The sequence below is a fragment of the Portibacter lacus genome (assembly GCF_021533215.1).
Lineage (GTDB): Bacteria > Bacteroidota > Bacteroidia > Chitinophagales > Saprospiraceae > Portibacter > Portibacter lacus.
Genome location: NZ_JAJNKA010000018.1, coordinates 13,566 through 38,126, shown reverse-complemented (window position 1 = coordinate 38,126; position 24,561 = coordinate 13,566). Strand labels below are relative to the sequence as shown.

The 24,561-nt window shown below is 36.8% G+C and carries 21 protein-coding genes; 12 read left to right on the top strand and 9 right to left on the bottom strand.

Going from position 1 to position 24,561, the window contains the following annotated elements:
* Positions 1–209 precede the first annotated feature (209 nt).
* On the bottom strand, positions 210–2,687 hold the full coding sequence (locus L2586_RS22115; RefSeq protein ID WP_235295145.1) for an FtsK/SpoIIIE family DNA translocase: 2,478 nt from the start codon (positions 2,685–2,687) through the stop codon (positions 210–212).
* 344 nt (positions 2,688–3,031) lie between these two features.
* Here L2586_RS22115 and L2586_RS22110 point away from each other — a divergent pair, with 344 nt between their 5' ends.
* The 6 genes from L2586_RS22110 to L2586_RS22085 all read left to right on the top strand — a co-directional run bounded on the left by L2586_RS22110 (position 3,032) and on the right by L2586_RS22085 (position 8,054).
* Entirely contained in the window at positions 3,032–4,174 is a 1,143-nt protein-coding gene (locus L2586_RS22110; protein ID WP_235295144.1) for a saccharopine dehydrogenase family protein, read from the top strand.
* A 91-nt stretch (positions 4,175–4,265) separates the two neighbouring features.
* Complete coding sequence (locus tag L2586_RS22105; RefSeq protein WP_235295143.1) at positions 4,266–4,676, top strand: VOC family protein; 411 nt, start codon at positions 4,266–4,268, stop codon at positions 4,674–4,676.
* Positions 4,677–4,732: 56 nt separating this feature from the next.
* The gene (locus L2586_RS22100; RefSeq protein ID WP_235295142.1) at positions 4,733–5,503 is read left to right on the top strand and encodes a HipA family kinase; all 771 of its coding nucleotides are present in this window, start codon (positions 4,733–4,735) and stop codon (positions 5,501–5,503) included.
* Positions 5,481–5,864, top strand: coding sequence for a DUF3037 domain-containing protein (locus L2586_RS22095; RefSeq protein WP_235295141.1), 384 nt, complete (start codon positions 5,481–5,483; stop codon positions 5,862–5,864). The genes L2586_RS22100 and L2586_RS22095 overlap by 23 nt, the downstream gene beginning before the upstream one ends.
* Positions 5,861–7,009: an MFS transporter gene (locus L2586_RS22090; protein WP_235295140.1), complete on the top strand. Its 1,149-nt coding sequence runs from the start codon at positions 5,861–5,863 to the stop codon at positions 7,007–7,009. Before L2586_RS22095 ends, L2586_RS22090 begins: the two co-directional genes overlap by 4 nt.
* A gap of 37 nt (positions 7,010–7,046) precedes the next feature.
* Positions 7,047–8,054, top strand: a complete 1,008-nt coding sequence (locus L2586_RS22085) for a DUF3500 domain-containing protein (protein WP_235295139.1) — start codon at positions 7,047–7,049, stop codon at positions 8,052–8,054.
* Positions 8,055–8,230: 176 nt separating this feature from the next.
* Here the strand turns inward: L2586_RS22085 and L2586_RS22080 are convergent, their stop codons facing one another.
* Complete coding sequence (locus L2586_RS22080) at positions 8,231–9,043, bottom strand: phosphodiester glycosidase family protein (protein WP_235295138.1); 813 nt, start codon at positions 9,041–9,043, stop codon at positions 8,231–8,233.
* Between the two features lie 120 nt (positions 9,044–9,163).
* Between L2586_RS22080 and L2586_RS22075 the strand changes: the two genes are divergently transcribed.
* Positions 9,164–9,706: a hypothetical protein gene (locus tag L2586_RS22075; protein ID WP_235295137.1), complete on the top strand. Its 543-nt coding sequence runs from the start codon at positions 9,164–9,166 to the stop codon at positions 9,704–9,706.
* A 534-nt stretch (positions 9,707–10,240) separates the two neighbouring features.
* Here L2586_RS22075 and L2586_RS22070 read toward each other — a convergent pair.
* On the bottom strand, positions 10,241–11,155 hold the full coding sequence (locus tag L2586_RS22070; RefSeq protein ID WP_235295136.1) for a 3-keto-disaccharide hydrolase: 915 nt from the start codon (positions 11,153–11,155) through the stop codon (positions 10,241–10,243).
* Between the two features lie 321 nt (positions 11,156–11,476).
* Positions 11,477–12,058: a sigma-70 family RNA polymerase sigma factor gene (locus tag L2586_RS22065; protein ID WP_348535556.1), complete on the bottom strand. Its 582-nt coding sequence runs from the start codon at positions 12,056–12,058 to the stop codon at positions 11,477–11,479.
* A gap of 246 nt (positions 12,059–12,304) precedes the next feature.
* Here L2586_RS22065 and uvrA point away from each other — a divergent pair, with 246 nt between their 5' ends.
* The 3 genes from uvrA to L2586_RS22050 are packed head-to-tail and all read left to right on the top strand — an operon-like array spanning position 12,305 to position 16,621.
* The gene (uvrA, locus tag L2586_RS22060; RefSeq protein ID WP_235295134.1) at positions 12,305–15,148 is read left to right on the top strand and encodes an excinuclease ABC subunit UvrA; all 2,844 of its coding nucleotides are present in this window, start codon (positions 12,305–12,307) and stop codon (positions 15,146–15,148) included.
* Between the two features lie 20 nt (positions 15,149–15,168).
* Complete coding sequence (locus L2586_RS22055) at positions 15,169–16,167, top strand: DUF6624 domain-containing protein (protein WP_235295133.1); 999 nt, start codon at positions 15,169–15,171, stop codon at positions 16,165–16,167.
* Positions 16,148–16,621, top strand: coding sequence for a peptide-methionine (S)-S-oxide reductase (locus tag L2586_RS22050; protein ID WP_235295132.1), 474 nt, complete (start codon positions 16,148–16,150; stop codon positions 16,619–16,621). Before L2586_RS22055 ends, L2586_RS22050 begins: the two co-directional genes overlap by 20 nt.
* Positions 16,622–16,636: 15 nt before the next feature.
* Here the strand turns inward: L2586_RS22050 and L2586_RS22045 are convergent, their stop codons facing one another.
* Positions 16,637–18,190, bottom strand: coding sequence for an FG-GAP repeat domain-containing protein (locus L2586_RS22045; protein ID WP_235295131.1), 1,554 nt, complete (start codon positions 18,188–18,190; stop codon positions 16,637–16,639).
* A gap of 385 nt (positions 18,191–18,575) precedes the next feature.
* Here L2586_RS22045 and L2586_RS22040 point away from each other — a divergent pair, with 385 nt between their 5' ends.
* Together L2586_RS22040 and L2586_RS22035 are read left to right on the top strand one after the other, a co-directional pair.
* Positions 18,576–19,166, top strand: coding sequence for a TetR/AcrR family transcriptional regulator (locus L2586_RS22040; protein WP_235295130.1), 591 nt, complete (start codon positions 18,576–18,578; stop codon positions 19,164–19,166).
* A gap of 50 nt (positions 19,167–19,216) precedes the next feature.
* Positions 19,217–20,059: an alpha/beta hydrolase gene (locus L2586_RS22035; RefSeq protein WP_235295129.1), complete on the top strand. Its 843-nt coding sequence runs from the start codon at positions 19,217–19,219 to the stop codon at positions 20,057–20,059.
* A 484-nt stretch (positions 20,060–20,543) separates the two neighbouring features.
* On the opposite strand, the gene L2586_RS22030 is transcribed toward L2586_RS22035, so the two are convergent.
* The 4 genes from L2586_RS22030 to L2586_RS22015 are packed head-to-tail and all read right to left on the bottom strand — an operon-like array spanning position 20,544 to position 24,543.
* Entirely contained in the window at positions 20,544–21,224 is a 681-nt protein-coding gene (locus L2586_RS22030; protein WP_235295128.1) for a class I SAM-dependent methyltransferase, read from the bottom strand.
* 23 nt (positions 21,225–21,247) lie between these two features.
* Entirely contained in the window at positions 21,248–22,666 is a 1,419-nt protein-coding gene (gene dacB / locus L2586_RS22025) for a D-alanyl-D-alanine carboxypeptidase/D-alanyl-D-alanine endopeptidase (protein WP_235295127.1), read from the bottom strand.
* Entirely contained in the window at positions 22,644–23,660 is a 1,017-nt protein-coding gene (locus L2586_RS22020; RefSeq protein WP_235295126.1) for a succinylglutamate desuccinylase/aspartoacylase family protein, read from the bottom strand. Before L2586_RS22020 ends, dacB begins: the two co-directional genes overlap by 23 nt.
* Complete coding sequence (locus L2586_RS22015; RefSeq protein ID WP_235295125.1) at positions 23,653–24,543, bottom strand: RimK family alpha-L-glutamate ligase; 891 nt, start codon at positions 24,541–24,543, stop codon at positions 23,653–23,655. The genes L2586_RS22020 and L2586_RS22015 overlap by 8 nt, the downstream gene beginning before the upstream one ends.
* Positions 24,544–24,561 lie beyond the last annotated feature (18 nt).

Below are 24,561 nucleotides of genomic sequence, written 5' to 3'. Positions count from 1 at the left end.
TCAGAATTAGAATCTAATTGGATTGGAGAAAAGGCAATGATGTTAAAGTCTCTGAAACGAATAATTGGGAAAGTTTTTCATATATAACCGAAAAAGCCCTCAGATACTACACCAGAGGGCTTTATTCAATTATCATTCCTTGCTTTGCGAGAGCAAGAGGTCAAAAATACTACTCTAAAATCACGCAGTTCATGTGATTCTAGATAAAATTATTTCTTTAATTTTTCCATAAATGAATCCAATTCAGGCTCACTGAAGAAGAACACTTCTCTTGGTTTAGAACCTTGAGCACCGCCCACTATACCTAGTGATTCCATCTGATCCATAATTCTACCCGCTCGATTATATCCAAGCGATAACTTTCTTTGTATCATAGAAGTTGACCCTGACTGATTACCCACTACTAACTTTGCAGCTTCCTCGAACATAGGATCGAGATCAGAGTAACTAATTGCTTTTCCATTTCCATCTTCATTCTCTCCCTGGAATTCAGGAAGCATATATGGAGTCTCATATCCTTGTTGGCCCGCAATATGGCTAATCACTTCCTCTACTTCAGGAGTATCGACAAATGCGCATTGAATCCGAACATTATTTCCTCCGATTGATAGAAGCATATCTCCTCTTCCGATCAGTTGATCTGCACCTTTCGCATCTAGAATCGTTCTTGAATCCACTACAGATGTTACTTTGAAAGCTAATCTTGCTGGGAAGTTGGCTTTAATCAAACCAGTGATAATCTTAACCGAAGGTCGCTGAGTTGCAATAATCAAGTGAATTCCTACTGCTCTCGCTAACTGTGCTAATCTTCCGATAGGCATTTCTACTTCCTTACCTGCAGTCATTATTAAATCTGCAAACTCATCAATTACCAATACGATGAATGGTAAAAACTTATGTCCTTCTAATGGATTTAACTTCCTATCCTGGAACTTCTTATTGTACTCCTTTATGTTTCTTACTCTTGCTTTCTGAAGCAATTCATAACGATTATCCATCTCGATACACAAAGAATTCAGTGTGTGAATAACTTTCGTGGTATCTGTAATAATGGCTTCGTCTTCTCCTGGTAACTTCGCTAAGTAGTGCTTCGCAATGTCATTATAAATAGGAAGCTCTACACGTTTAGGATCGACTAGAACCAATTTTAATTCTGATGGATGCTTCTTGTAAAGCAAGGACATTAAAATGGTATTGATACCCACAGACTTACCTTGACCTGTCGCACCTGCTATCAGCAAGTGAGGCATTTTCGCAAGATCCGCGATGAATACTTCATTCGCAATGGTTTTACCTAATGCAATAGGTAATTGCATTTTAGTGTCTCTATATTTTTCAGATTTCAGTAACTCTTTTAGAGATACAATCTGGCTTTTCTTATTTGGAACCTCAATACCGATCGTTCCTTTACCAGGAATCGGAGCAATAATTCTTATTCCTAATGCTGCAAGACTCAAGGCGATATCGTCTTCTAAGTTTTTAATTTTAGAGATTTTCACGCCTGGCGCAGGTACTATTTCATATAAAGTAACAGTAGGTCCTATCGTTGCTCGTATCTTTACAATTTTGATGTTGTAATGAAGCAAAGTTTCGATAATCTGGTCCTTGTTTGCCTCTAATTCACCTCGATCAATTTCTACATTATTCTCATCATGATCATTTAAGTAATCAAGAACAGGCATTTTATAATTAGAAAGATCTAGCGTGTGGTCATAAGGATCCATTTTGTTAGGAACCCCAGGTGTGCTTCGTGAATCATCAGTGAGCTGACCTATTGCAGAATGCGCATTTAAGCCTTCACCGTTTGCTGCTGTAATTTCAAGTTCCGAATCCATTTCAATTTTTGGCTTCGGACTGGAGTTCTGTTGAATAACATCAAACTCCAGTCCTGATCCAAAATTCTTGGAAGTGTCTTCAGGTAAATCGGTTTCTGAAACGACCTCGAAATCATTACTCTTTGTTTTTTTGGAAGATAGATCAGGTCTGAGGTAATCCTCAGCCTGATCTCCTTCTTGCGCCAGTTTCTGGGATGGAACTGCTTTCGCTTCTTTTGTATTTTTAAATTTAATATTTGTCAATTTGTCAAGTGGATTTCCCACTTTAAAAGGAAGATCTAATCCCGCTAATGAAAACGATGGATTAAAATTCCATATTACATATGCTGCCGTAATAAAAATAATCATTACTAAAAGCCCTAGATTTCCTAAGAAATTACTAAGCCATATGTAAGAACTTTCACCGAATGCGCCTCCCCAAGTAAACTCAGAGTTGTTAAATACGAATTCTAAACATAAAGAAAGAAACAAGGAAATCATGATCACATTACCAGTCAATTTCCAAAACGGTCCTAATCTTCTTTTCTTTATTAAATCATACCCAAGTCTAAACAGTAAAAACACAGTCGTTACTGATGGCAAGCCAAATCCCCAGTAGAAAAAAGCATTGGAAACAACTGCGCCTAATCTACCTAGCCAGTTATTAACACCTAATTCTCCTTCAAAAAGCACCATCCAAGAAAATTTCAACACCTTGTCTTGATCCATCTTCCAGGTAAATAAATAGGAAGCAAATGCGATTGCTAAATAAATTGCAACCAGCCAGCAGAAAAGTCCAGTGAACCTTCTCCATCTCTCATCTTTAAGGTTAAGCGTTCTTTTTCGTTTGGAAACGCGCTTCTTACGTGCCATAATCAATTTTTGGAATGGGAACTATAACTACATTACTTAATACTTGTCATTGGGACGATGTAAAGGTAATCTTAATTTTTAAATATTAAAGTTTTTTAACAATTGTTTTTAACTATTAATTAACAATTTACATATAATAAATAATCGTAATATGTCTTGATGATACATTTTCACCATGATTTTAAATCGTTTAGAAATTTTGATTTTTATCATATGTTCGGTTTATGGATCATAAAAAAAATCTATTTTTTTAATTGTATCATTGAAAAGTATACATTTGGTATATTCTAAATCTTAGCATTAGAGACCCTTATCTCTTAATGTGATAAAAAAAGCCACAAGTAATGAATCCTACCATAGTAATATGCGGTGCAGGAGGTATCGGTCGTGCTGCCGCTCTAATATTGGCCTGTAATTCTGCCATGAAGCCAACCATTTATATAGGTGATATCAATGAACGATCCCTGAGGGAATCTATGAACTGGATCATAGAAGGGAAAACTCGTGACCTTAGCATTAAATCTTTTTTAATGCCGCTAGAACATTCTAACGAGGAAATGGATACTGTATTTAGTGAAGCAGATGTTATTTTAGACTGTCTTCCAGGGAGCCAGGCACCTAGAATTGCTAAACTAGCAACAGATAACAACGCGCATTATGCGAATTTGACGGAGTATGTGAAAGAAACAGATGATATCATTAAGCTTGCTGAAAATGCTGAACAAGGCTTTTTGCTACAGACTGGAATTGCACCTGGATACGTGAATGTATTGGGATGCGCATTATACAATGAATTCAAGGAATGCTATGGAAATGATAAGCTTGAACGAATGAAGATGAGAGTTGGAGCCCTTTCCCAAAGTGCGAATGCTCCTTCTTACTATGCTTATACTTGGAGTCCAATAGGTGTAGCTACAGAATATGTGAAGGATGCTATTGTAGTTATCGATCATCAAAAAAAGTTAATTCCTTCTTTGACAGGAGTGGAGCGGATTATTATTAACGGAGAGACTTTCGAAGATAGTTATACTTCTGGCGGTGCAGCTAATCTTCCAAATGCTCTTGCTACCAAGGTTAGAAATTTGGATTATAAAACCTTAAGATTTCCAGGTCACTATGATTGGGTTAAGGAAAGTCTAGGAAAATTAAGTGACTCGAAAGATAAGTCTCTAGCGTTAGATGAATTCATGCGTGCTAATATTCCAAGTGTGGAAAATGATCGGATCGTAATGTATTCCTATGTATCGGGTTATGATCGAGATGGTGTTCTTCGGGCTATAGATCGTGCATATGACATTCCCCCAACAGTTATCGGAAACCAGACTTTAAGGGCTATTCAAGCAACGACAGCTTCTGCATTGTGCGAAGCGGCTTATTACTTATTAAAAAATAAACCGAAAGGAGTCGTGGTGCAAAGCGATCTCGATCCTATAGATTTTCTGAATGGACCTTATGTTTCAGGTGTTTATGGGAAATTCACAAAATAGATTAGAATTTTGATAAAACTACACTATTTTAGTATTTACAGTAAGTGATTAATTCTGAAACACTATTATTCTTTCGCTAACCTAATATTCAGTGGTAGACTTTAAAATTGATTTTTTGGATCATGTTGCAATCAGAGTAAAGGATATTGACCTATCTGCGAAATGGTATACTAAAGTTTTAGGTCTAAAAGAATGCAAGTTTAAGGAATGGGGAGCCTTCCCAGTTTTTATGCTCGCTGGAAAAACAGGAATAGCATTATTTCCTGCGAATGGAAAAGATACGTCACAAAATGCTAACTCTAGAAATATAAAAATTGACCATTTCGCATTCAATGTTTCATCAGATAGTTTTCAAAAAGCTAAGGAGCATTTAAACTTATTAGGAATTGAATTTCAAGAGCAAGATCACCACTACTTTAGATCAATTTATTTCGAAGATCCTGATGGACATTCGGTAGAACTTACCAATTTAGTTGTTCCTGATTATGAGTTTTATAAATAAAGGGACATGTTTTCAGATGTATAAAAAAACACTTAATTTTTTAATACCTTGCGTGCATGTCAACTTTAGATATAAGAACGGTAAATGTGACTAGATATGTGACTCCACTAAGAGAAGGTGGGTCGCTCCCTGCAATAGTAGAGGCAGATGATGGCTTTCTGTATGTGATCAAATTTCGTGGTGCAGGCCAAGGAACGAAAGCATTAATTGCGGAATTAATCGGAGGAGAATTAGCGCGAGCGATAGATCTAAAGATGCCTGAACTGGTATTTATGAACTTGGATAATTCCTTCAGTCAATCGGAAGGTGACGAGGAAATTCAAGACTTATTGAAATTTAGTGTAGGGCTTAATCTAGGATTGCATTTCCTATCAGGATCAATTACCTATGATCCACTTGTGAGTGAAGTAGATGCGCTTACAGCTTCTAAGATAGTATTACTTGATTCCATCATTACAAACATTGACCGAACAGCAAAAAATACCAACATGCTATCATGGCATAAGGAGTTGTGGTTAATCGATCATGGTGCGAGTTTGTACTTTCACCATAATTGGGAACATTGGGAGCAACATTTAAGTCGAACATTCCCGATGATAAAAGATCATGTACTATTAAATCAAGCTAAGGAATTAGACACTGCTTTGACGGAAATAAAGGAAAAAATAACAAATACTAAAGTAAATGAAATCGTCCAGCTCATCCCTGCAGATTGGCTAGGAGAAGGACAAGATAAACTGGTATATGCCCAATTTCTGCAGAGCAAGTTGGAGAAAATTGATTTACTAAAGAAAGAAATTGAAGATGCCCAAGCAGGAAACATTTGAGTATGCCATCATTCGGTTGGTGCCTAGGGTAGAGCGTGAAGAATTTCTCAATATAGGAGTGATTGTTTTTTCCAAAAGACTTAAGTATCTCAATGTAAAATATAATCTCAACGCCGAGCGCCTCCGAGTATTTTCAGAAGAAGTAGACCTTGATGAAGTAGCGGAATACCTTAATTCCTGGTCGTTGATATGTGAGGGAAGTTCTGCAGGAGGACCAATAGCTCAATGTGACATGCCATATCGATTCAGATGGTTGACCGCAAATAGAAGTACTATAATACAGTCTTCGAAAGTACATTCTGGAATAAGCGATTCGCCGGAAACGGTTTTAGAACAGTTATTTGCGAAGTACGTTTTATGAAAACACGTGTCCTGATCATTATCGTTCTTGCTCAGTTTCTGTGCACTTCATTGTGGTTTGCTGGAAATGCGGTAGTCGATGATCTGATTCTTACTTTCGGATTTCCTGAAAACGCGGTTGGGAATTTGACTTCCGTTATCCAACTGGGGTTTATAGTAGGTACGTTATTTTATGCTTTATTGAATATTGCAGATCGATTTTCACCTTCCAAGGTGTTTTTTATTAGTGCGATTCTAGCTGCGGGATCTAATCTCTTAATTTTAGGTGGTGATGGAAATTATAGTGTGGCTTTGGTTTCAAGGTTTTTGACAGGATTTTTTCTTGCGGGAATATACCCAGTTGGGATGAAAATTGCTGCGGACTATTATGATAAGGATCTAGGGAAATCATTAGGACTTTTAGTTGGAGCATTGGTTCTCGGAACTGCATTTCCACATTTGATCAAAAGTTTGATGGGAGAACTTTCTTTTCGATACGTTATCATTGCAACTTCGGCATTGGCATTGATAGGCGGTATATTAATCTTTACTTTAGTACCAGACGGCCCATTTCGAAGACCTTCTCAGAAAATTCAAATGAGAAAGGCTTTTGCTGCTTTTAGTAAATCTGAATTTAGGGCCGCAGCTTTTGGTTACTTCGGTCATATGTGGGAGCTTTATGCTGTGTTGGCCTTTTTTCCAGCGATGTTATTGTATCATCAAGATATTTGTAATGTAAATCTGGATACTTCGTTTTGGAGTTTCATAATTATAGCAGCCGGAGGGGTAGGCTGTGCTATATCAGGGATCTTAAGTCAGCGATTCCAACCTAAAGTAATAGCGACAGTTGCATTAGCGACATCAGGAGCAATCTGCTTGTTATCTCCTTTTATTTTTTCTATGTCAATTTTTTTCATTCCGATTATGATTGTTTGGGGCGTGAGTATCTCATCTGACTCGCCTATGTTTTCTACATTGGTTGCAAAACATGCGATTCCTGAATTAAAAGGAACAGCATTGACCCTAGTTAATTGCATAGGTTTTGCATTAACAGTTGTCAGTATTCAATTGATGGGTTATGTCGCGGAAATCATCACTTTTAAGTATTTGTTTGTATTTCTTGGAATTGGTCCGTTGTTTGGATTATGGTCAATGTGGAGAAAATAGGATTCACATCATTTTTTTTTCTTAAATTACTTGGAATATGAAATATTTAATAATAGCCTCCATTGCATTTTTTAGTTACAGTTTAGTGTCCCCTAATTGGGATCAAAAAGCAAACACTCCAGTTGTTGAATTTATAAATGCATTAAACCCATCTCAGAAAGAGAAAGTCATGATGGATTTCGATCATGAAAACCGAACGAATTGGCATTTTCTTCCAGCGAAATCTTTTCCTAGAAAAGGACTTTCATTGGCAGAATTAAACGAAGATCAAAAAGCAAAATTTGATCAATTGTTAAGATCTACACTTTCAGAAAGTGGTTATCATAAAACGCATGCTATTATTGATCTGGAAAATGTCCTTGCTGAAATAGAAGGGAAGCCTGATTATCGAGACCCGCTAAAGTATTTCATTTCTATTTTTGGAACACCAGGCGAAAGTGAATGGTCATGGAGTTTTACAGGGCATCACGTATTTCTACACTTTACCTATGTGGATAATAAGGTAAGTATGAGTCCTAGATTTTTCGGAGCGAATCCAGGAGTCGTTAGAACAGGTGCGAAAAAAGGAACTGCAGTTTTAATGCAAGAAGAACAAGCAGGTCTTGCGCTAATTAATTCTATGGACGAAGAACAACGTGATGTTGCTATCATTCAAGAAGAAGCATTTTATGAGATACTCACAACGAATACTTCTGAAGCGAAACCTCTTCCAGCATTGGGAATAAGAATGAGCGCCTTGAATGAAGTCCAAATTATCATCATGGAAGACCTTATAAAACTTTACTTAAGTGCTATGCCTGAGGAATTAGCTGAAAAAAGATACAAGCAACTAGAAGGAGAGGATTTTGATCAAATATTATTTGCCTGGGCAGGCGCAACAGAACAAACGAAAGCACATTATTATAGAGTTCAAGGAAAGACTTTTTTAATTGAATTCGATAATGCCCAAAATAATGCGAACCACGTTCACACAGTATGGCGTGATTTTGATGGAGATTTTGGTCGTGATCTAATCAGGGAACACAGGGCAGAACATAAACATTAGTCGTGAGCTATAAGCTATAAGCTATGAGCTATGAGCTATGAGCTATGAGCTGTGAGCAAAAAATGTAGGATATAGCATTCAGTTACCTGTCCACTTACCAGCAGACGCTATAAATATTTTTTTTCGCTTATCAAGTTGGATGAATAATATCCAAAATCCAGAATCGTAACTCTAACTCAAAAATTTCTGATATAAAGAATATTCGAAACTGGTCTTTCTCCTGTTTTGTCACTTGGATTATTAACAATTCCTGACTCTTTATTCCATAAAGTTGTCGATCCACCACCATCTAAGTTGATCGCATCCTTACATCCTAAGGTCAATAGAAATTCTTGTGTTTCTTTCAAGTTCATACCTTCTGCAACATCACTTCTCCCATCTATTGCGATTAAAAATATAGATTGGTCATTTGTGCACAGACAACTTCGTGGATGTCTTTTAGTAACAAAAGATGTTTCTTTTAATTTCAATGCGGTTCCGTTTTCGAGCAGTATCGGTCCCGTAACCAATACCGCTAATTCATCAGGAGAATCTATGTAATGTTGGTCATCATTAAATTCTTCCATGACTAAGTTGTGCTCATTGTCAATAACAATAGCTCCATTGAGAACATAGGTATCACTTTTTCGATCAGCGGCTGGAGTTGTCGATTCGCTAATTACCTGGTCGTTTTTTTCGAAGTAAGTAACGCTTCCTCCTTTTTTCATGTTGAAGAACCCACCATTAATGGCTGCAAGGGCATTATTCGTCTGAGCTAATTCACTGGTTTTGATTAATTCATTTCCTGCATGAGCAAAATCCAATTCGTAGTTTTTAGAATTTTTAGGAATGGAAATATAGGTAATGATTTGCTTGCTATTGAAAAATCGGTCTGTTGACATTTGCTTAGTTGTCAATTCGTCCTGAATATCTACTAACTTCTTAGAGGAGCTGCAACTAGAAAATGAAAAGTAGAAAAGAAGTAAGAGCGTTAATAGGCTGAATTTCATAAGTGTTAAATTTAATAGCCAAGGTAGTTATCAAAAATTTAAATGCTTGTTAAATTATCTTAATTTTAAGCATGTAAATTTTTAATACTTTAATTTGTCAAAGGAAAAAGAAAATAAATTATGCAAAATAAAATCTTAATACTCGCAGGATTATTCATGATGGTGATGAGTTCTTGTAGTCCGAGGTTGACACCATTTACTCAGAAGTTATACAAAGAGAACGGTTGGTCTGAAAGAGATCTGCAATCCATTCAGTTTTACTTATCGCAAGATATTGTTTTAACAAGGCAAATGAGAGAAGGTGAGTCAGCAATTAAAGACGGGAAAGTTAAAGTTGTTGCAGGTAGAGAAATCGAAGAAGTGCGTTTTCCAAAAGGAACTCCGGGAGTGCTCTTGTTTATTCCAAAGATTAATAGGTTTGCGATCAGTTTCGAGGAAGGAGGTGATGATAAATATATGATGTTCGGACCTAACCAGAAATATAGTGGTAAGTATATGATGCTTGCTGCGGACTGGGATAGGGATTATGGTACGGTAAGTTATAATGATAGAGTATATCGTACGGATAGTAATAGTGCGTATTCTGCGTTATTAATTGATTTAAAAGCGATTCGAAAAACGACGATCAAGAAGAAGACGGCGAAAGGTCGAACAGTAAATTAGGATAATATTAATTAATTGATATTGTTATTGAGGGATACCCGTTATATCATTTCGGGTATCTTTTTTTTTGGGAGTAACGTTTAGATCTGTAAGCCGAGGGAGGGAGGATTAAAGTCGTAAGTCTGGAGTCGAAAGTCTTTAGTCTGGAGTTCTATTAAAGTTTAGATCTGTAAGCCGAGGGAGGGAGGATTAAAGTCAGGAGTCGTAAGTCTTTAGTCAGAAGTCATGAGTCTTTAGTCTGGAGTCTTTAGTCCGGAATTCTATTAACGTTTAGATCTGTAAGCCGAGGGAGTAAGTGTGTGAATGGGAGGATTGCAGAGCTGAATGTGGTAGGTTTATAGTCAGAAGTCTTTAGTCGTAAGTCGGGAGTCAGGTGTCTTATGAGAGCTAAAAAAACTAACAGCAATTAGCTCGGCGATCCCTGCAATACCATTTCGGCTCGACGATCTGGTTCCGAGTTCCGTAAGGATTCGCTAAAAATAAAAACTAAAATCCTTTTTTTGCTAACCGCTAACCGCTAACCGCTAACCGCTCTTAAATTCTAGGCGTTACAATGATATTTCTGAATTCAACTGGTCCATGGTCTCCCTGAATCATAAACGGTCCGGCTTCTCCTTCATTACTATCTAAAGCTCCTCCTGTAATCCCTGGAATCGCACGATCAATAATAATCGGTTTTCCATTAGCAATAATCGTAACTCTATTTCCAATTAGTGTAATGTCAAAAGACTGCCACTCACCTGCTGCTTTAGCAACCATTTCTGTTGGCGTTAAGAATCCATAAATGCCACCAAATAATATATTCGATGGATCTGATCCAGCATTGTCTGCGATCTGTGTTTCATATCGTCCTCTTAAATAAATTCCACTGTTGCTTCCTTTAGGATATCTGAATTCAATGTGTAGTTTGAAATCATCGAATTTCTGATTAGAAACCAGATTAGCTCCAGCCTTTTCACTTGTCAATACACCATCGATCACTTTCCACTGATTTTCTCCCATTGGTGTCCAACCTGTAAAGTCTTTACCATTGAAAAGATTAATCGGTTCTCCCCAAGTTGGGTTATAAGTATATGCTAATTTAGGCGCTCTTACTCCTGTGAATGGTTGCTTTGTCCCATCCGTATAAATCAATGTTCCTGAAATTGAATTTTGATTCACTGTTCCAGTGAATTGCATGTCTTGACCTTCTGGCTCCCATTGACGAGGAATAGAAAAGCTAAATTTATTTCCATCCATCTTCACTTCTGAAATAGGTCTTGCACTTCCGAAAGCATAGACAAATTGACCTACATAAGTATTAACTCCTGAGTGACTAACGGATAACCATGAAGGTTTCTCTTTCCCTTCCGCACTTACGGTTAAATCCCACTTTCCTTCTATAAGGTTAGACTGACTATTAGCTGAAAAAAAGAAAATTGACAATAATAGAATAAGTATTGAACGCATGTTTTTTGTTTATTTTTTAGATAGGGCAGTAATATAGTAAAAATGTTAAAATCTGATATGTGATCAAGCGATTCTATTTAAGCAATTTCTATCAATGACTTAAATTATTGTCGATCTGTTACTGATTGTATAGTATTATTGAAAGGATGAAAAGTGAAAGAGCTGGGATTTTTCGGTTGAAGATAAAACCTTACATTTTCCATCCACGCTAGCCTGCTCTTCAAAAAATGTCAGGTTGAATTCGTCCTGAAATAGAAAAAGGGAACAACCATGTGATTGTTCCCTTTTATAACTTACTAACTTAAACTCAATCTTTTCTTTTTATTGGAATACTACTTCTTTATCACCAATTAATTTTCTCATATTAATCAATGCGTAACGCATTCTTCCTAAAGCTGTATTAATACTCACACTAGTAAGAGCCGCAATTTCTTTAAAGCTCATATCAGCGTAGTGTCTCAATATAACTACTTCTTTTTGTTCTGGAGGTAATTGATCTACTAAAGCTTTGATTTTGCCATATGCCTGACTTTTAATCATCGCATCTTCCATATTTTCGTCCGGAGATTCTAATACATCGAAGATATCGAATGTCTCAGAGGCAGAAACTTTACTTCTTCTCTTAGATCTTCTAAAGTGATCCACACACATATTGTATGAAATCCTTAACGCCCACTGTAGGAATTTCCCTTCATGGTTGTATTTACCTTTTCTTAAGGTATCAATAATTTTTATGAAAACATCTTGGAAAATATCATCAGCAAGCTCATGATCTTTTACAAATAGATATATAGACGTATAAATCTTTTGCTTGTGTCTTGTCAGTAAAACTTCGAAAGCTTTATCATTACCATCGAGATATTGTAGAATTAAATCTCTGTCTTCTAGCTGTTGTACGTTCATCATATTTAACTAAACTTATAAAGTCGATTATGGAAAAAAAATTATTTTTAGTTCAGTGTAGATGTACGTATCTTATATGCTATTATTTTATGTAATGATTAAAATGAAACCCAAATATAGGGTATTAATTTAAATATCAAAATATTATTCCTCAAATATATTATAAACTTTTTATTCTTTCTATTATTTAATATTGATTAACATAAAATTAACTGAGTTGTTAACTTTGCTAATTAATGCTTTTCAATGATTAAAGAACAAGAATTGCCAGTAACTAATAATGATAATATCGATTATCAAAAATATATACACATAAAAGGTGCCAAATCTAACAACCTCAAAGATATAGAGATCGTACTTCCTAAAGAAAAGTTGATCGTCGTAACAGGTTTGAGTGGATCTGGTAAGTCATCTCTTATCATGGATACCCTTTATGCAGAGGGCCAGAGAAGGTATGTGGAATCACTTTCTTCCTATGCTCGACAGTTCTTGAGTAGGATGAAAAAACCTAAAGTAGATTTTATAAAAGGAATTAGTCCAGCGATTGCTATTGAACAAAGAGTAAGTTCTTCGAACGCTAGATCCACGGTAGGAACCTTGACAGAAGTGTATGATTACTTGCGATTGTTGTTCGCTAGGATAGGAAAGACCATTTCGCCCATATCTGGAAATATCGTAACAAAACATCAAGTAAGTGATGTCGTTGATTTTATTCTAAGTAAAAAAGATGGGACGAAAATTTCCATTTATATTCCATTTCAGGCTAAATACGATGATAGAAATATCAAGACTGAGCTAGAAATGTTATTGCAACGCGGATATTCTAGAGTAAATCACAACAATGAACTCCAATACATTGAGGAAATCCTAGAAAGTGATATGGATCTGGATGTAAGTGTAGTTTCTGAGGAAGCAACGAAGTATCGTGTCCTTATAGATCGTTTTTCTGTGAGTCAAGAAGATGACAACATGAAGAGAATTGCAGATTCAGTTCTTACTGCTTTCGCAGAAAGTGAGGGAAACTGTATCGTTTTGGATCATGAGTCAGAGGAAGAGACCAAATTTAATAATCGATTCGAGTTAGACGGGATAGAATTCTTAGAACCAAGTCATCAGCTTTTCAACTTTAATAATCCATATGGCGCATGTAAAGTATGCGAAGGATATGGCAAGATACTAGGAATCGATCCTAAAAAAGTCATTCCGAATGAAAGCCTTTCTGTATATGAAGGGGCAATTGCCGCATGGAAGGGTGAAAAGAATGGGTTATGGTTAGATCAATTGATTAGCGCTGCTCATCTTTTTGATTTTCCAATCCATCGTCCGTATTTTGAATTAACAAAGCAGCAAAAGGAGACCTTATGGAAGGGGAATAATTATTTTCTTGGGATTAATGCTTTTTTCGAAGAACTACAAGAAAAAACTTACAAGATTCAGAATCGAGTAATGCTTGCAAGGTATCGTGGTAAAACAGAATGTACGAATTGTGGTGGAGGAAGACTTAGAAAAGAAGCTTCCTATGTAAAGATTGGCGGTCGAGATATTATGGAGGTGGTGGATCTGCCGATTACTGACCTGAAGATATTCTTTGATGGATTAGAACTTTCAGAGAATGATGCGATCATAGCGAAAAGAATCCTTTTCGAGGTAAATAATCGCCTGGAGATCATGGATAATATTGGATTAGGTTACCTTTCTATGAATCGATTGTCGAACACCTTAAGTGGAGGTGAAACCCAAAGGATTAATTTGACGAGAACAATTGGTAGCAACTTGACGAATTCGCTTTATATTCTAGATGAGCCGAGTATTGGATTGCATCCGAAAGATACTGCGAGATTGGTGGAAGTGCTGAAGCAATTACGAGATTTAGACAATACCGTGATTGTAGTAGAGCATGAGGAGGAAGTCATTACGAACGCGGATTATATTGTAGACATCGGTCCTCTTGCAGGTGTAAATGGTGGTGAAGTTGTTTTCGCTGGTGATTATAAGAGTTTTAGAAAAGGAGGGAATGGAAGTTTGACAGCTGCCTATCTTAATGGAGTTAAGAAAATTGCTGTGCCTGCTTCTAAGCGAAAAGTGATTAATAAGCTAATGATTACGGGTGCGCGCCAGCATAACCTTAAGAATATAGACGTAACGATTCCACTTAATGCGATCACCGTGATTACAGGTGTTTCTGGGTCGGGGAAAACGAGTTTGGTGAAACACATCATCTATCCAGCACTTAAGAAACATCTTGATGAACCGGTCGGTAGTATGATGGGAGATTTCAACGAATTAACGGGAGATCTAAGTCAGGTGACGGCTGTGGAAATGATCAACCAGAATCCAATCGGTCGATCTTCTAGGTCCAATCCAGTTACGTATGTTAAAGCCTATGATGCAATCAGGAAGGTATATGCGGATCAGCAAGCCTCTAAAATTAAAGGTTTAGCGCCTAAGCATTTTTCATTCAATGTGGATGGTGGCCGATGTGATAATTGTAAAGGTGATGGAGAGATTACTGTCGAGATGCAGTTTCTAGCAGATGTGAAATTGGTTTGCGAAGATTGTAAAGGAAAAAGATTTAAGCAAGATATCTTAGAAGTGGAGTATAAAGGAAAGAATATCGCTGATGTGCTGGATATGACCATCGATGAGGCGATCGATTTCTTCGAGGATAATAGAGAAATACTAAGTAAGATCGGGCCTTTGAGTCAAGTAGGCTTGGGATATGTTCAGTTAGGTCAATCTTCAAGTACACTTTCAGGTGGTGAAGCACAGCGGATCAAGTTAGCTTCTTACCTAGGGAAGGATCGAGCATCAGAAAGGATCTTTTTTATCTTCGATGAGCCGACGACTGGGTTGCACTTTCATGATATTGAGAAGTTGATGATTGCGATGAATGGCTTAGTGGAAAATGGGCATACTGTTCTGATCGTAGAACACAATATGGACGTGATCAAATGTGCTGATTGGGCTGTAGACTTAGGTCCAGTGGGTGGAAATGATGGTGGATATCTGATTTTTCAGGGACCGCCTGAAGATCTAGCGAAAGTGGAAGAGTCTTTTACAGGTCAATTTTTGAAGGAGAAATTTGAATGATTTGTTAACCATTGCAGACTATGAAAGACAAAAAGGAAAAAATGTCAATGAAGTATTTTCTCATCGTTGTTATCTTCTTCCTTTTAAGTTGGTCTTCAGTTTATGCGCAAAGTGATTATGATTTTAAAGTCGCGGAAGCTTGGGATTTCTTTAAAGAAAACCAATGGAAAGAAGCTGGTATAAAGTATTTGGAAGCTTTTGAAATTGAGAAAAGTTATTATTCAGTTAATGATAAATACAATGCAGGGAAGGCCTTAGCAGAAGCAGGAATGCTTGATGAAGCATTTGACCAATTTTTTTATCTAGCCAATCATAGAAAATATTTTAATTATCACTTTATTTTAGAAAGTGACGACCTCTTGGCTCTAAAGAAAGATCCAAGGTGGGGTGAATTAGTTGAGTTGGTTAAAAAGAATAAGGAGTATAATGAGGTGGGTATGGATGCCGATGCAGTTTATATTCTTGATAAGATACGAATAGAATATGACCTTCAAAATGCTGAAAGAATAAAGCTAGGTAAAGAGAAAGGCTATCAGTCTCAGGAAATGGTAGCATTACGGGCTGCCCATCAACCTTTAAAGGAAGCTCATCTAAAGCAAATTTTAGAATTACTTGATGAAAAAGGATTTTTAGGTCCTGAAGAGATTGGTGTTAAGAATAGAAATACGGTATTTAATATTCTGAGAAGGGCAAGGATTGAAACACATGATGAGTATCTACCTATTTTCGAAGAGGCATTCAGCAAAGATAAATTAACGCCAAACCAATATGCTTCAATAATTGATAGGATTTCACTATTTCACGAAAATCGACAGGTGTACGGGACTATTTTTGATTATGACAAAGAATCGGAAATCTATTATTTACTTCCTATAAAAAATCCAGAAAATGTTAATCTGAAAAGAGCAGAGATAGGTGCAATGTCGATTGAAGAGCGATGCGAATCTTCAAACATGAAATGGGATTTGGAAGAGCATAAAAAAATGACAATTGAATACGATGGAAGTCATTCAAAATAAGATTGGGTTCGGCGGCGGATGCCATTGGTGTACGGAAGCTGTATTTCAGCACGTGGATGGTGTGGTCAATGTGCAGCAAGGTTGGATTGCTTCTGAAAGTCCTAATGATGCATTATCTGAGGCAGTAATCGTGCATTTTGATGAAGGAGTTGTTTCTAGGCAAGAACTTATCAGAATTCATATTCACACGCATAGCTCTACGGCCTCTCATCCTATGCGAGGGAAGTACCGATCAGCCGTTTACTACTTTCAAGATTCAGACTCAGATGAAATCACCCGCACTCTGCAAATAGCAGCCAAAGAATTTTCTGAGGATTTAATAACGCAGGTTTTACCGTTTAAATCATTCAAGGAGAATTCTGAAAACTACCAAAGTTATTTCTTGAAGAATCCTGATAAAGCATTCTGTCAAAGGTATATTCTTCCTAAACTGAAAAAGCTTGAGACACTTTAGTATTTCGATTTTATACTATTTCAATTTATTTTCAAGGATAACAACAGCTCCTCCTTTACTTTGCCATTCTATAAGTTTGCCAGCTATTTCTTGATTAGTCATTAAAGAAGTAGAAGCTCCTAGAATCAAGTCTTGATCTCCATCTCCGTCTATATCGCCAGCATCCATCACTAGATAACTGCTTTGGGAGGCATCTGTAAAGGAGAAAGTTTTAAACTGAACTTGTTTTTTCTTCACGCCTGTATTCTCAAGATAGAGAAAGCTTTCTTGCGCAAGAGAGGTGCCATGAGCGAAAAATCCAATCGAAGCGATATCCAGATCTCCATCTTGATCGAAATCCAATGCGATAGACTTGTAGGCTCCTTGCTGAGGATAGAACCATTCTTCTTCAAAAATTTGATTTCCCTTATTCTTAAAACAGCGTATGCCATGAAATGATTTTTCTGGATTTCCAAAATCACCACTATCTCCATTCGTTAGGAGAATATCTTCTAGACCATCCTGATCGAAATCCACTAAGTCAATAAAGACTGAACCATAATATGGCGGAAGATTGATGACTTTTTTAGATTCAAATTTTCCACTTCCTTGGTTCAAGAATAGATGCACTCCTTCAGTTCCTTGAGATATTAACGCATAAAAATCTGGTAAACCATCATTGTTTATGTCTCTTATAACGATCGAATTTGCCCCTGGTCCTGAAAACAAAGTAGTCTTTTCATATCCGCCTGATTCGTTTTGCAAGTACAAATTCAAACCTCCTAAGAACTTGCCAAATTCTGAGGCTATAATGTCAACTTTATGATCTCCATTGACATCCAGCGCTTTTACAACTACTGGTCTTTCTTTTTTAGCTAAAACATTTTCCAGTGGCGCTGTGAATTCATAATTGCTATCGACTTCGACTTTTCCGATACTTCCAGTAGGCGTATCATCTGCAGCAAAGGCGCCCATAAATGCCATATACATTTCATTGCCCACTTGTGAGACACTGGCCAGCGCGGATGGTATTTTCTTGCTTTGCAGTACACTTCCTTCTAAGTTTATAATCTTAAACTCATTAACATCTTTCACTTGACTGAAACCAACTGCAATATTCTTGTTTTCTAACATCTGAATAAAAGTAGGACCCTTAAGTTCCGTCTTCCACGGTATCGTCTTAACTTCAAATTGTTTCATGTCGAAATCAATCACTGGCCTATTACTTATATCTAAATTTTCTGGTGAATGATCAAGATAGAAAACCACAATTTTTAGCCAATCTTCTTTGCTGATGATCTGTTCTGATGGAAAGACTTTGGCAGAGTCAAGTCGGTCTATAGCAACTTGGGTATTCCCATAGAATCGCCTCTTGGTATCGAATCCCATATACCTAGACATCTTCGAGAGTACAACTTCCCAGTACTTTGTAGGTAATTTATCTGGGGAGACATATTCATGGCAAGCAGCACAATATTGCTTAGCTAGCAAAATTGCTTCCTTGTTTTTCTCAGAAACAGCTATTTCACTTGCCGAACTTTTTTCTGAAAATTCACAAGAAAACGTAATACAAGCAGCTACTAGGAACATTAACGCGACTAGATATTTTCTTGTTGAGAGTGAAATTAATCTGGGGGTGTGTATTTTATCTGAGTCCATTTTTCCTAGCCGAATTAACTGAGTTATTCATTGTGTACCCAATATAATGGTAAAACTAGAAAAGAAGTAATTCATGTTCCTACATAACTGAGACTGCATGTTGGCGTCTTTATCATTTTCAATTGTTCTAAGCGGTACTTGATAATGATGTCCTTTGGGAAATGTGGAGTGATTAATTATAAATATCGTCCAGATGAAGGGGCGAGAGTATTGAGCATTTAATAATCTCAACCACTAATATTCTCATCGCGTTTATCTAAATTATAAATTTACATAGAATTCTTGCTATTGTAAATACCAATCGGTATCTTCGATTATGCGTAATCCTGAATTAACAAGATTAACTATACTAGAAAAATCGAGTATCCTATTTAATACCCAAGGATATAAGGCAACTTCATTAAGTGATATCTGCAAGGCATCTAAGCTTACAAAAGGAGCAATATATAAGAATTTCAAAGATAAATCTGAACTAGAGAAGGAAGCATTGCTATTCATGAGTACTAAGTTACTTACAGATGTAGCAGACAGAATCTCTGAGGCTCCAGATGCAGAGAATAAACTATATGCAATCCTGAAATATTTTGAAAATTATCATGCTTGTCCTCCATTCGAAGGTGGATGTCCATTGATGAATGCTTCGATAGAAGCGGATGATAGCAATGCAGAATTGAAATCTGTTGTGAAGCACGTCATGAATTTGATGCATGAACATTTATGTAGAGTTATTCGTAATGGGATTAAGCATGGACAAGTAAAGGAAGACACAGATATTTCAGGTTTATCGTCTATCATCATTTCCTCGTTAGAAGGGTCGGTGATGATGTTGAAAGTCATGGATACGAATAAACATATGATGGCAACGAGTAAGTTTTTGAAAAGTGAAATTGCTAGAAACTTGATTTGATTTTTTTTGAATATGTAGATACCGAATGGTATCTTAAATGAACTGAAACTATGAAGATTTTATTGAATTTTATCTCTGTATATTTTAATGGACTATCGTGGATAAGTCCCAAAACATCTGCAAGACATGCTTTTAATTTGTTTGCCTTTCCTTTCAAGGCGAAATTGCGTGATGAGCATCAAGAATTCCTGGATACAAGCGAAAAATTTAAACTTAACGTCTTAGGAAAGGTTATTCAATGTTATGCTTGGGGACAAGGAGATGAATCCATTTTGCTTGTCCACGGATGGCAAAGTAATACTTATCGATGGAAATCTTACATCAACGCATTTGATAAGTCTCGTTTCACCGTCTATGCCTTTGATGCTCCAGGGCATGGGAATTCTGAAGGAAGAATATGTACGATCCCATTGTATGAAAAAGTGATGGAGGTGCTGATAGAAGATAAAGGTCCTATCGATCATTTCGTGGGACATTCATTAGGGAGTTTCGCTTGCGCCAGTTTTATCTATCATCATAATTATCCTGTCCAAAGCTATACCTCACTTGCTTCTCCTTTTCATGCTGAAGAGTTTTTCGATAATTTTGAATCGAAGATTAATCTGTCGAAAAGGTCTAAAAATCATCTTGTAGAATTTTTTCAGAATTATACAAGCTACCCTATAAAGCATTATAGTTTGGAGACTTTTTCTCAAAGGAAAATAGCTGAAAGAACCTTAATTATCCATGATAAGAAAGACGAAGCGACTTCCTATCAGAATGCTAATAAAATGAAAACCTTGCTTGAGAACTCTAACCAAGAAGTAAAAGTGGTAATAACTGACGGATTGCGCCACAAGTTGAGAAGCAGAAAAGTTGAAGAAATGGTTGTTGATTTTGTGGGGATGCATTAACGGTTCATACAAGATTGATAGATCATTGAGAAGTGCTGTCATCAGGAGTACTTGCAAGATTGATAACATCACTAAAAGTGCTGTCATCAAGAGTACTTGCAAGATTGATAACATCACTAAAAAAGTGCTGTCATCAAGAGTTAGTACTAAATTGATAACATCACTGAGAAGTGCTGTCATCAAGAGTACTTGCAAGATTGATAACATCACTAAAAAAGTGCTGTCATCAAGAGTTCGTACTAAATTGATAACATCACTGAGAAGTGCTGTCATCAAGAGTACTTGCAAGATTGATAACATCACTAAAAAAGTGCTGTCATCAAGAGTTCGCACTATATTGATAAGATCACTAAAAAAGTGCTGTCATCAAGAGTTCATACTATATTGATAACATCACTGAAAATAGTGCTGTCATCAGGAGTACTTGCAAGATTGATAACATCACTGAAAATAGTGCTGTCATCAGGAGTTAACCTTCAGTTCCTTATTTCTTCGCCCTAATAATATATTGGTAATCCAAGGTTCTATCATCTGAAGAAAATACAGTGTAGCCTGCATTTGCTAAATCATTTTCTAAAGTACTAAGTGGAACCCTATATTTCATCTCTGGAGCATTTATAGGAATATTCTTTGCTTTGAAATCCAAGATGAATATCTCACCATTTTCTTTAAGTCCAGCTCTAATTTTTTTCAAGTATGCAAGCCGATTTTCGATGTAACCTATGGTATTTATAATAGTTATGATATCCGCTTCTTCCTTTTGGATCAGTGGATCGCTAGGAATTGCAAGCCTCGTTTCTATTTTGGATTGAATATCTTTAGGTAATTGCTGTTTGAAAGTTTCTACGATTTTAATCATAGACGGATCGATGTCAATTGCAATTACCTTCTTCGCTTTTAATGCGAATCTAAAAGTAAAATATCCAGACCCTGATCCAATATCCGCAATCGTTTTCTCAGAAATATCGCCTAGAATTTTGACAACCTCTTCTGGTTTCTGCCAGACGATTCGACCACTATCATCCACTTCATCCACCACTTCGATAAGAGGTTTAGAATCCGGATATGCTACCTCTTCTGGCCTTTTTGTTTCCGCTGTATTACAAGCTGAAAAAAGGAAAATGATCATTAAAACTGAAACGAATGTTTTTTGGAGCTTTTTCATTAACGTCAAAATTAAACTATTTTTTAACCATCAGTATATATGGCATTCATAATTTCTTCATGAATAGCTCGTATTTTTCTATTACTGACTTGATGTCTATTAGCAATAATGCAAAAAGAGAGCCATCGACCTGATTTTGATTTCGTAAAACCTGCATAGTTCATCACTTGCTGCATGGAGCCTGTTTTCGCCCATAACTTTCCGTTGGCCTCCTTTTCTTTAAACATATATGAAAGGGTTCCGGACCTTCCTGCCTGTGGAAAGTAGTTGCTCAGCTTAGTCCCATGTTTAGCATGCATTTTATGAAGTAAGTGTGCGAAGTCTGAAGGACTAATATTATTCCATACAGATAAACCACTTCCATCATCTATATACAAGTTAGTCGTGTCTATTCCATTAGCACCTAAAAACTGCTTCGTTCTTGAAATGCCTCTTTCTCTAGATCCTTTTCCAAGTGCGACTAGAAAACTTTCACAATACAAATTGATGCTTTCTAGGTTAGCTGACTTTACGAGATCCTTTAACATTGGAGATTTTATCTGTGCAATCCGCTCTTGCATTTTAATTTCCTGATCGAATTCTGCCTGTCCACCATTATTCGAAATGCCGTTTTCTTTTAGATTATTTGAAATTAACATCGCAAAGTATTCCGGACTATTCGGAATCGAACCTTTGATTTTGAAAGTCCTACTTCCAGCTGGAAGGCTTCCTCTTATGATTCGATTATAGGTGTAAGGTGCTCCAAAAATATAGCTTTGGTCACCTGAATTAGAAGATCCTGAGGTTAATTCGTTTTTAAAGGTAAGCTTGGGGATGTAGGGAGAGTGACTTATTATTTTTGGCTGATTGCTACGGTTATTTTGTAATTGGAAATAAAGATTATAATAATTCTCGTGCAAGTTGATAGACCACGTATTACAAGCATAGTAATTTCCGATGTCATTCCATGCCCAAGAATGAATGGTTCCATCTGTTCCATAGTAGGATGCATCGCAGATAACTTGACCATCGATGCAAGTGATCCCTTTTCGCTTAATAAATCCAGTAATATCTGCGATAAGCTTATTGATCTGTGGGCGCTTCTGATATCTTTCAGAACCAAGTGATGGATCGCCATTCCCAAATATAACAAGGTCTCCAGTCAGATTGCCATCTGGTAGAATGTGTCCTGTGTATCCTATTTGAGTTGTAAATTGATAATCATCTCCCAGTACTTCCAGTGCGGCAAAATTGGTCACTATTTTTTGTAACGAAGCTGGAATCATATTGCGATTAGCATCTTTACTGAAGACTTGTTTCCCATTTTCGTCTAAGATACTGATGCCCACTTCTGTATTAGCAGGAAACTTCTTAACGATCTGGTTAAGTTTCAGATCTAATTGACCAAAACTCCAGAATGTCAGGAAACAGGCAACGGCACTAAGAAATTTCTTCTTGTTCATATGTTATGTGAAATAAAGCATCTCCTTGATTGACGACGGATGCATTGTTGTGTCCAATAATATAACCAGTTCGATTAGCGAATATAGTTACACTTTTTAAACCTTGAGGATCTTTGATGTAACCTAGTGGTTCTCCTTTTGATACTTTTTGTCCGCTTGCTTTAGACCAGATGAAAAGTCCCGAATTAGGAGAGCGAATCCAACTGGTCTTCGTGACATGAAACATTCGAATATCAAATGAAATATTTGAAACGGAAATCATTCCCGCATTTGATAAAATCCGCTTTATTCCTTTTACGCCTAAATCTATCGAATAACCATCAAAACGAATAGACTCACCTGCTTCATAGACGATCGTTGGAATTTTCATTTCGAAGGCAACCTTTCTAAGAGACTTCGAAATAAAAGGTTTTTGAATTAAGAATGGAGCTCCGAATTGCCGACCAAGTTCTTTCGCTAGTGGATCTGACTTGGCGTATCTGATTTGTGGATAGTTGAATCTGGAAGAACCTCCTGTGTGCAGATCTATAATGAAATCGACCATAGGCATTACTTTTTTGGTCAATGTTCTGGCCACTCTAGATGCAAGTGAACCTGCAGTTGATCCAGGAAATGAACGGTTAACATCTTTTCCATCTGGAACTGATCTGCTAAAATTAATAAATCCGTAAATATTGACAATAGGAATAGCGATGATGGTTCCTTTCGTGATACCATCAAATACTTCCTCTTCTAAGCATCTTCTTACGATCTCGATACCGTTAATTTCATCTCCATGAACTCCGCCGAGAATTAGCGCTGTTGGTCCATCTTCTTTACCTCTGAAAACATGTGCGTCTATCGATATTCTTGTGCCTGAAGGTAGTCTTCCTACATTAAGTTTGATCAACGTAGATTCTCCCGGCAGAACTGTTGAATTGCTGATGATAAATTCATCTAACTCTGCTTCTTTTCTAAATTTTTTAAATATTCCTTTCCCCTTTCGATCAAGCATTCCCTCGTTTTTTTACATTTCGCTCCGCAAATTGAATGATTTTCGAAGCGATGTCAATATTTGTCGTTGTTTCTATTCCTTCTAACCCTGGAGAAGCATTGACTTCTAAAATCAGCGGTCCTCGTTTAGAACGAAGCATGTCCACGCCACATACACTAAGGCCCATTAATTTTGCAGCCTTCTTCGCTACTTTTATCTCTTCTTCCGATAGTGCGACAACAAATGAATGTCCTCCTCGATGAAGATTCGAACGGAATTCACCTTCTTTAGCTTGCCGCTGCATTACACCTACTATTTCATTGTCCACTATAAAAACTCTTACGTCTGCACCTTTAGCTTCGGAAATAAATTCCTGCAATAATACTCGTTGCTTTAATCTCTGAAAGGTTTCAATGATGGTTTCTGCAGCAACGGGATCATCTGCTTTCAGCACACCTATTCCATGTGTACCACTGATCAGTTTTATGATCATCGGCATAGAATTCAATTCATCAATCAGCTCAGGTGTCATGTAGCTATTATTCGAGATAATGGTATCAGGGACTCCGATGCCATTCGCTGCTAATATCTGAAGTGAACACAATTTATCTCTAGTCCTAAGTAAGGCTTCATGATCAAGTGTAGAAAAAAGCCCCATTAACTGGAACTGACGAACCACCGCTGACCCATAAGAAGTAGCTGTTGTACCTATTCTAGGAATAATTATGTCAAAATTTCCGATTACTTCATCTTCATAGAAGACTTCTAATTCTCCATTACTCATCTTTAGATCACAATACATATGGTCTAATACACGTACGTAGTGACCTCGTTCTTTTGCTGCTTTATACAAACTCTGTGTGCTGTATAGTGCAGCGTTCCGGGAAAGGATGATTATGTTCATTTTGTCTTGTAATTCTGT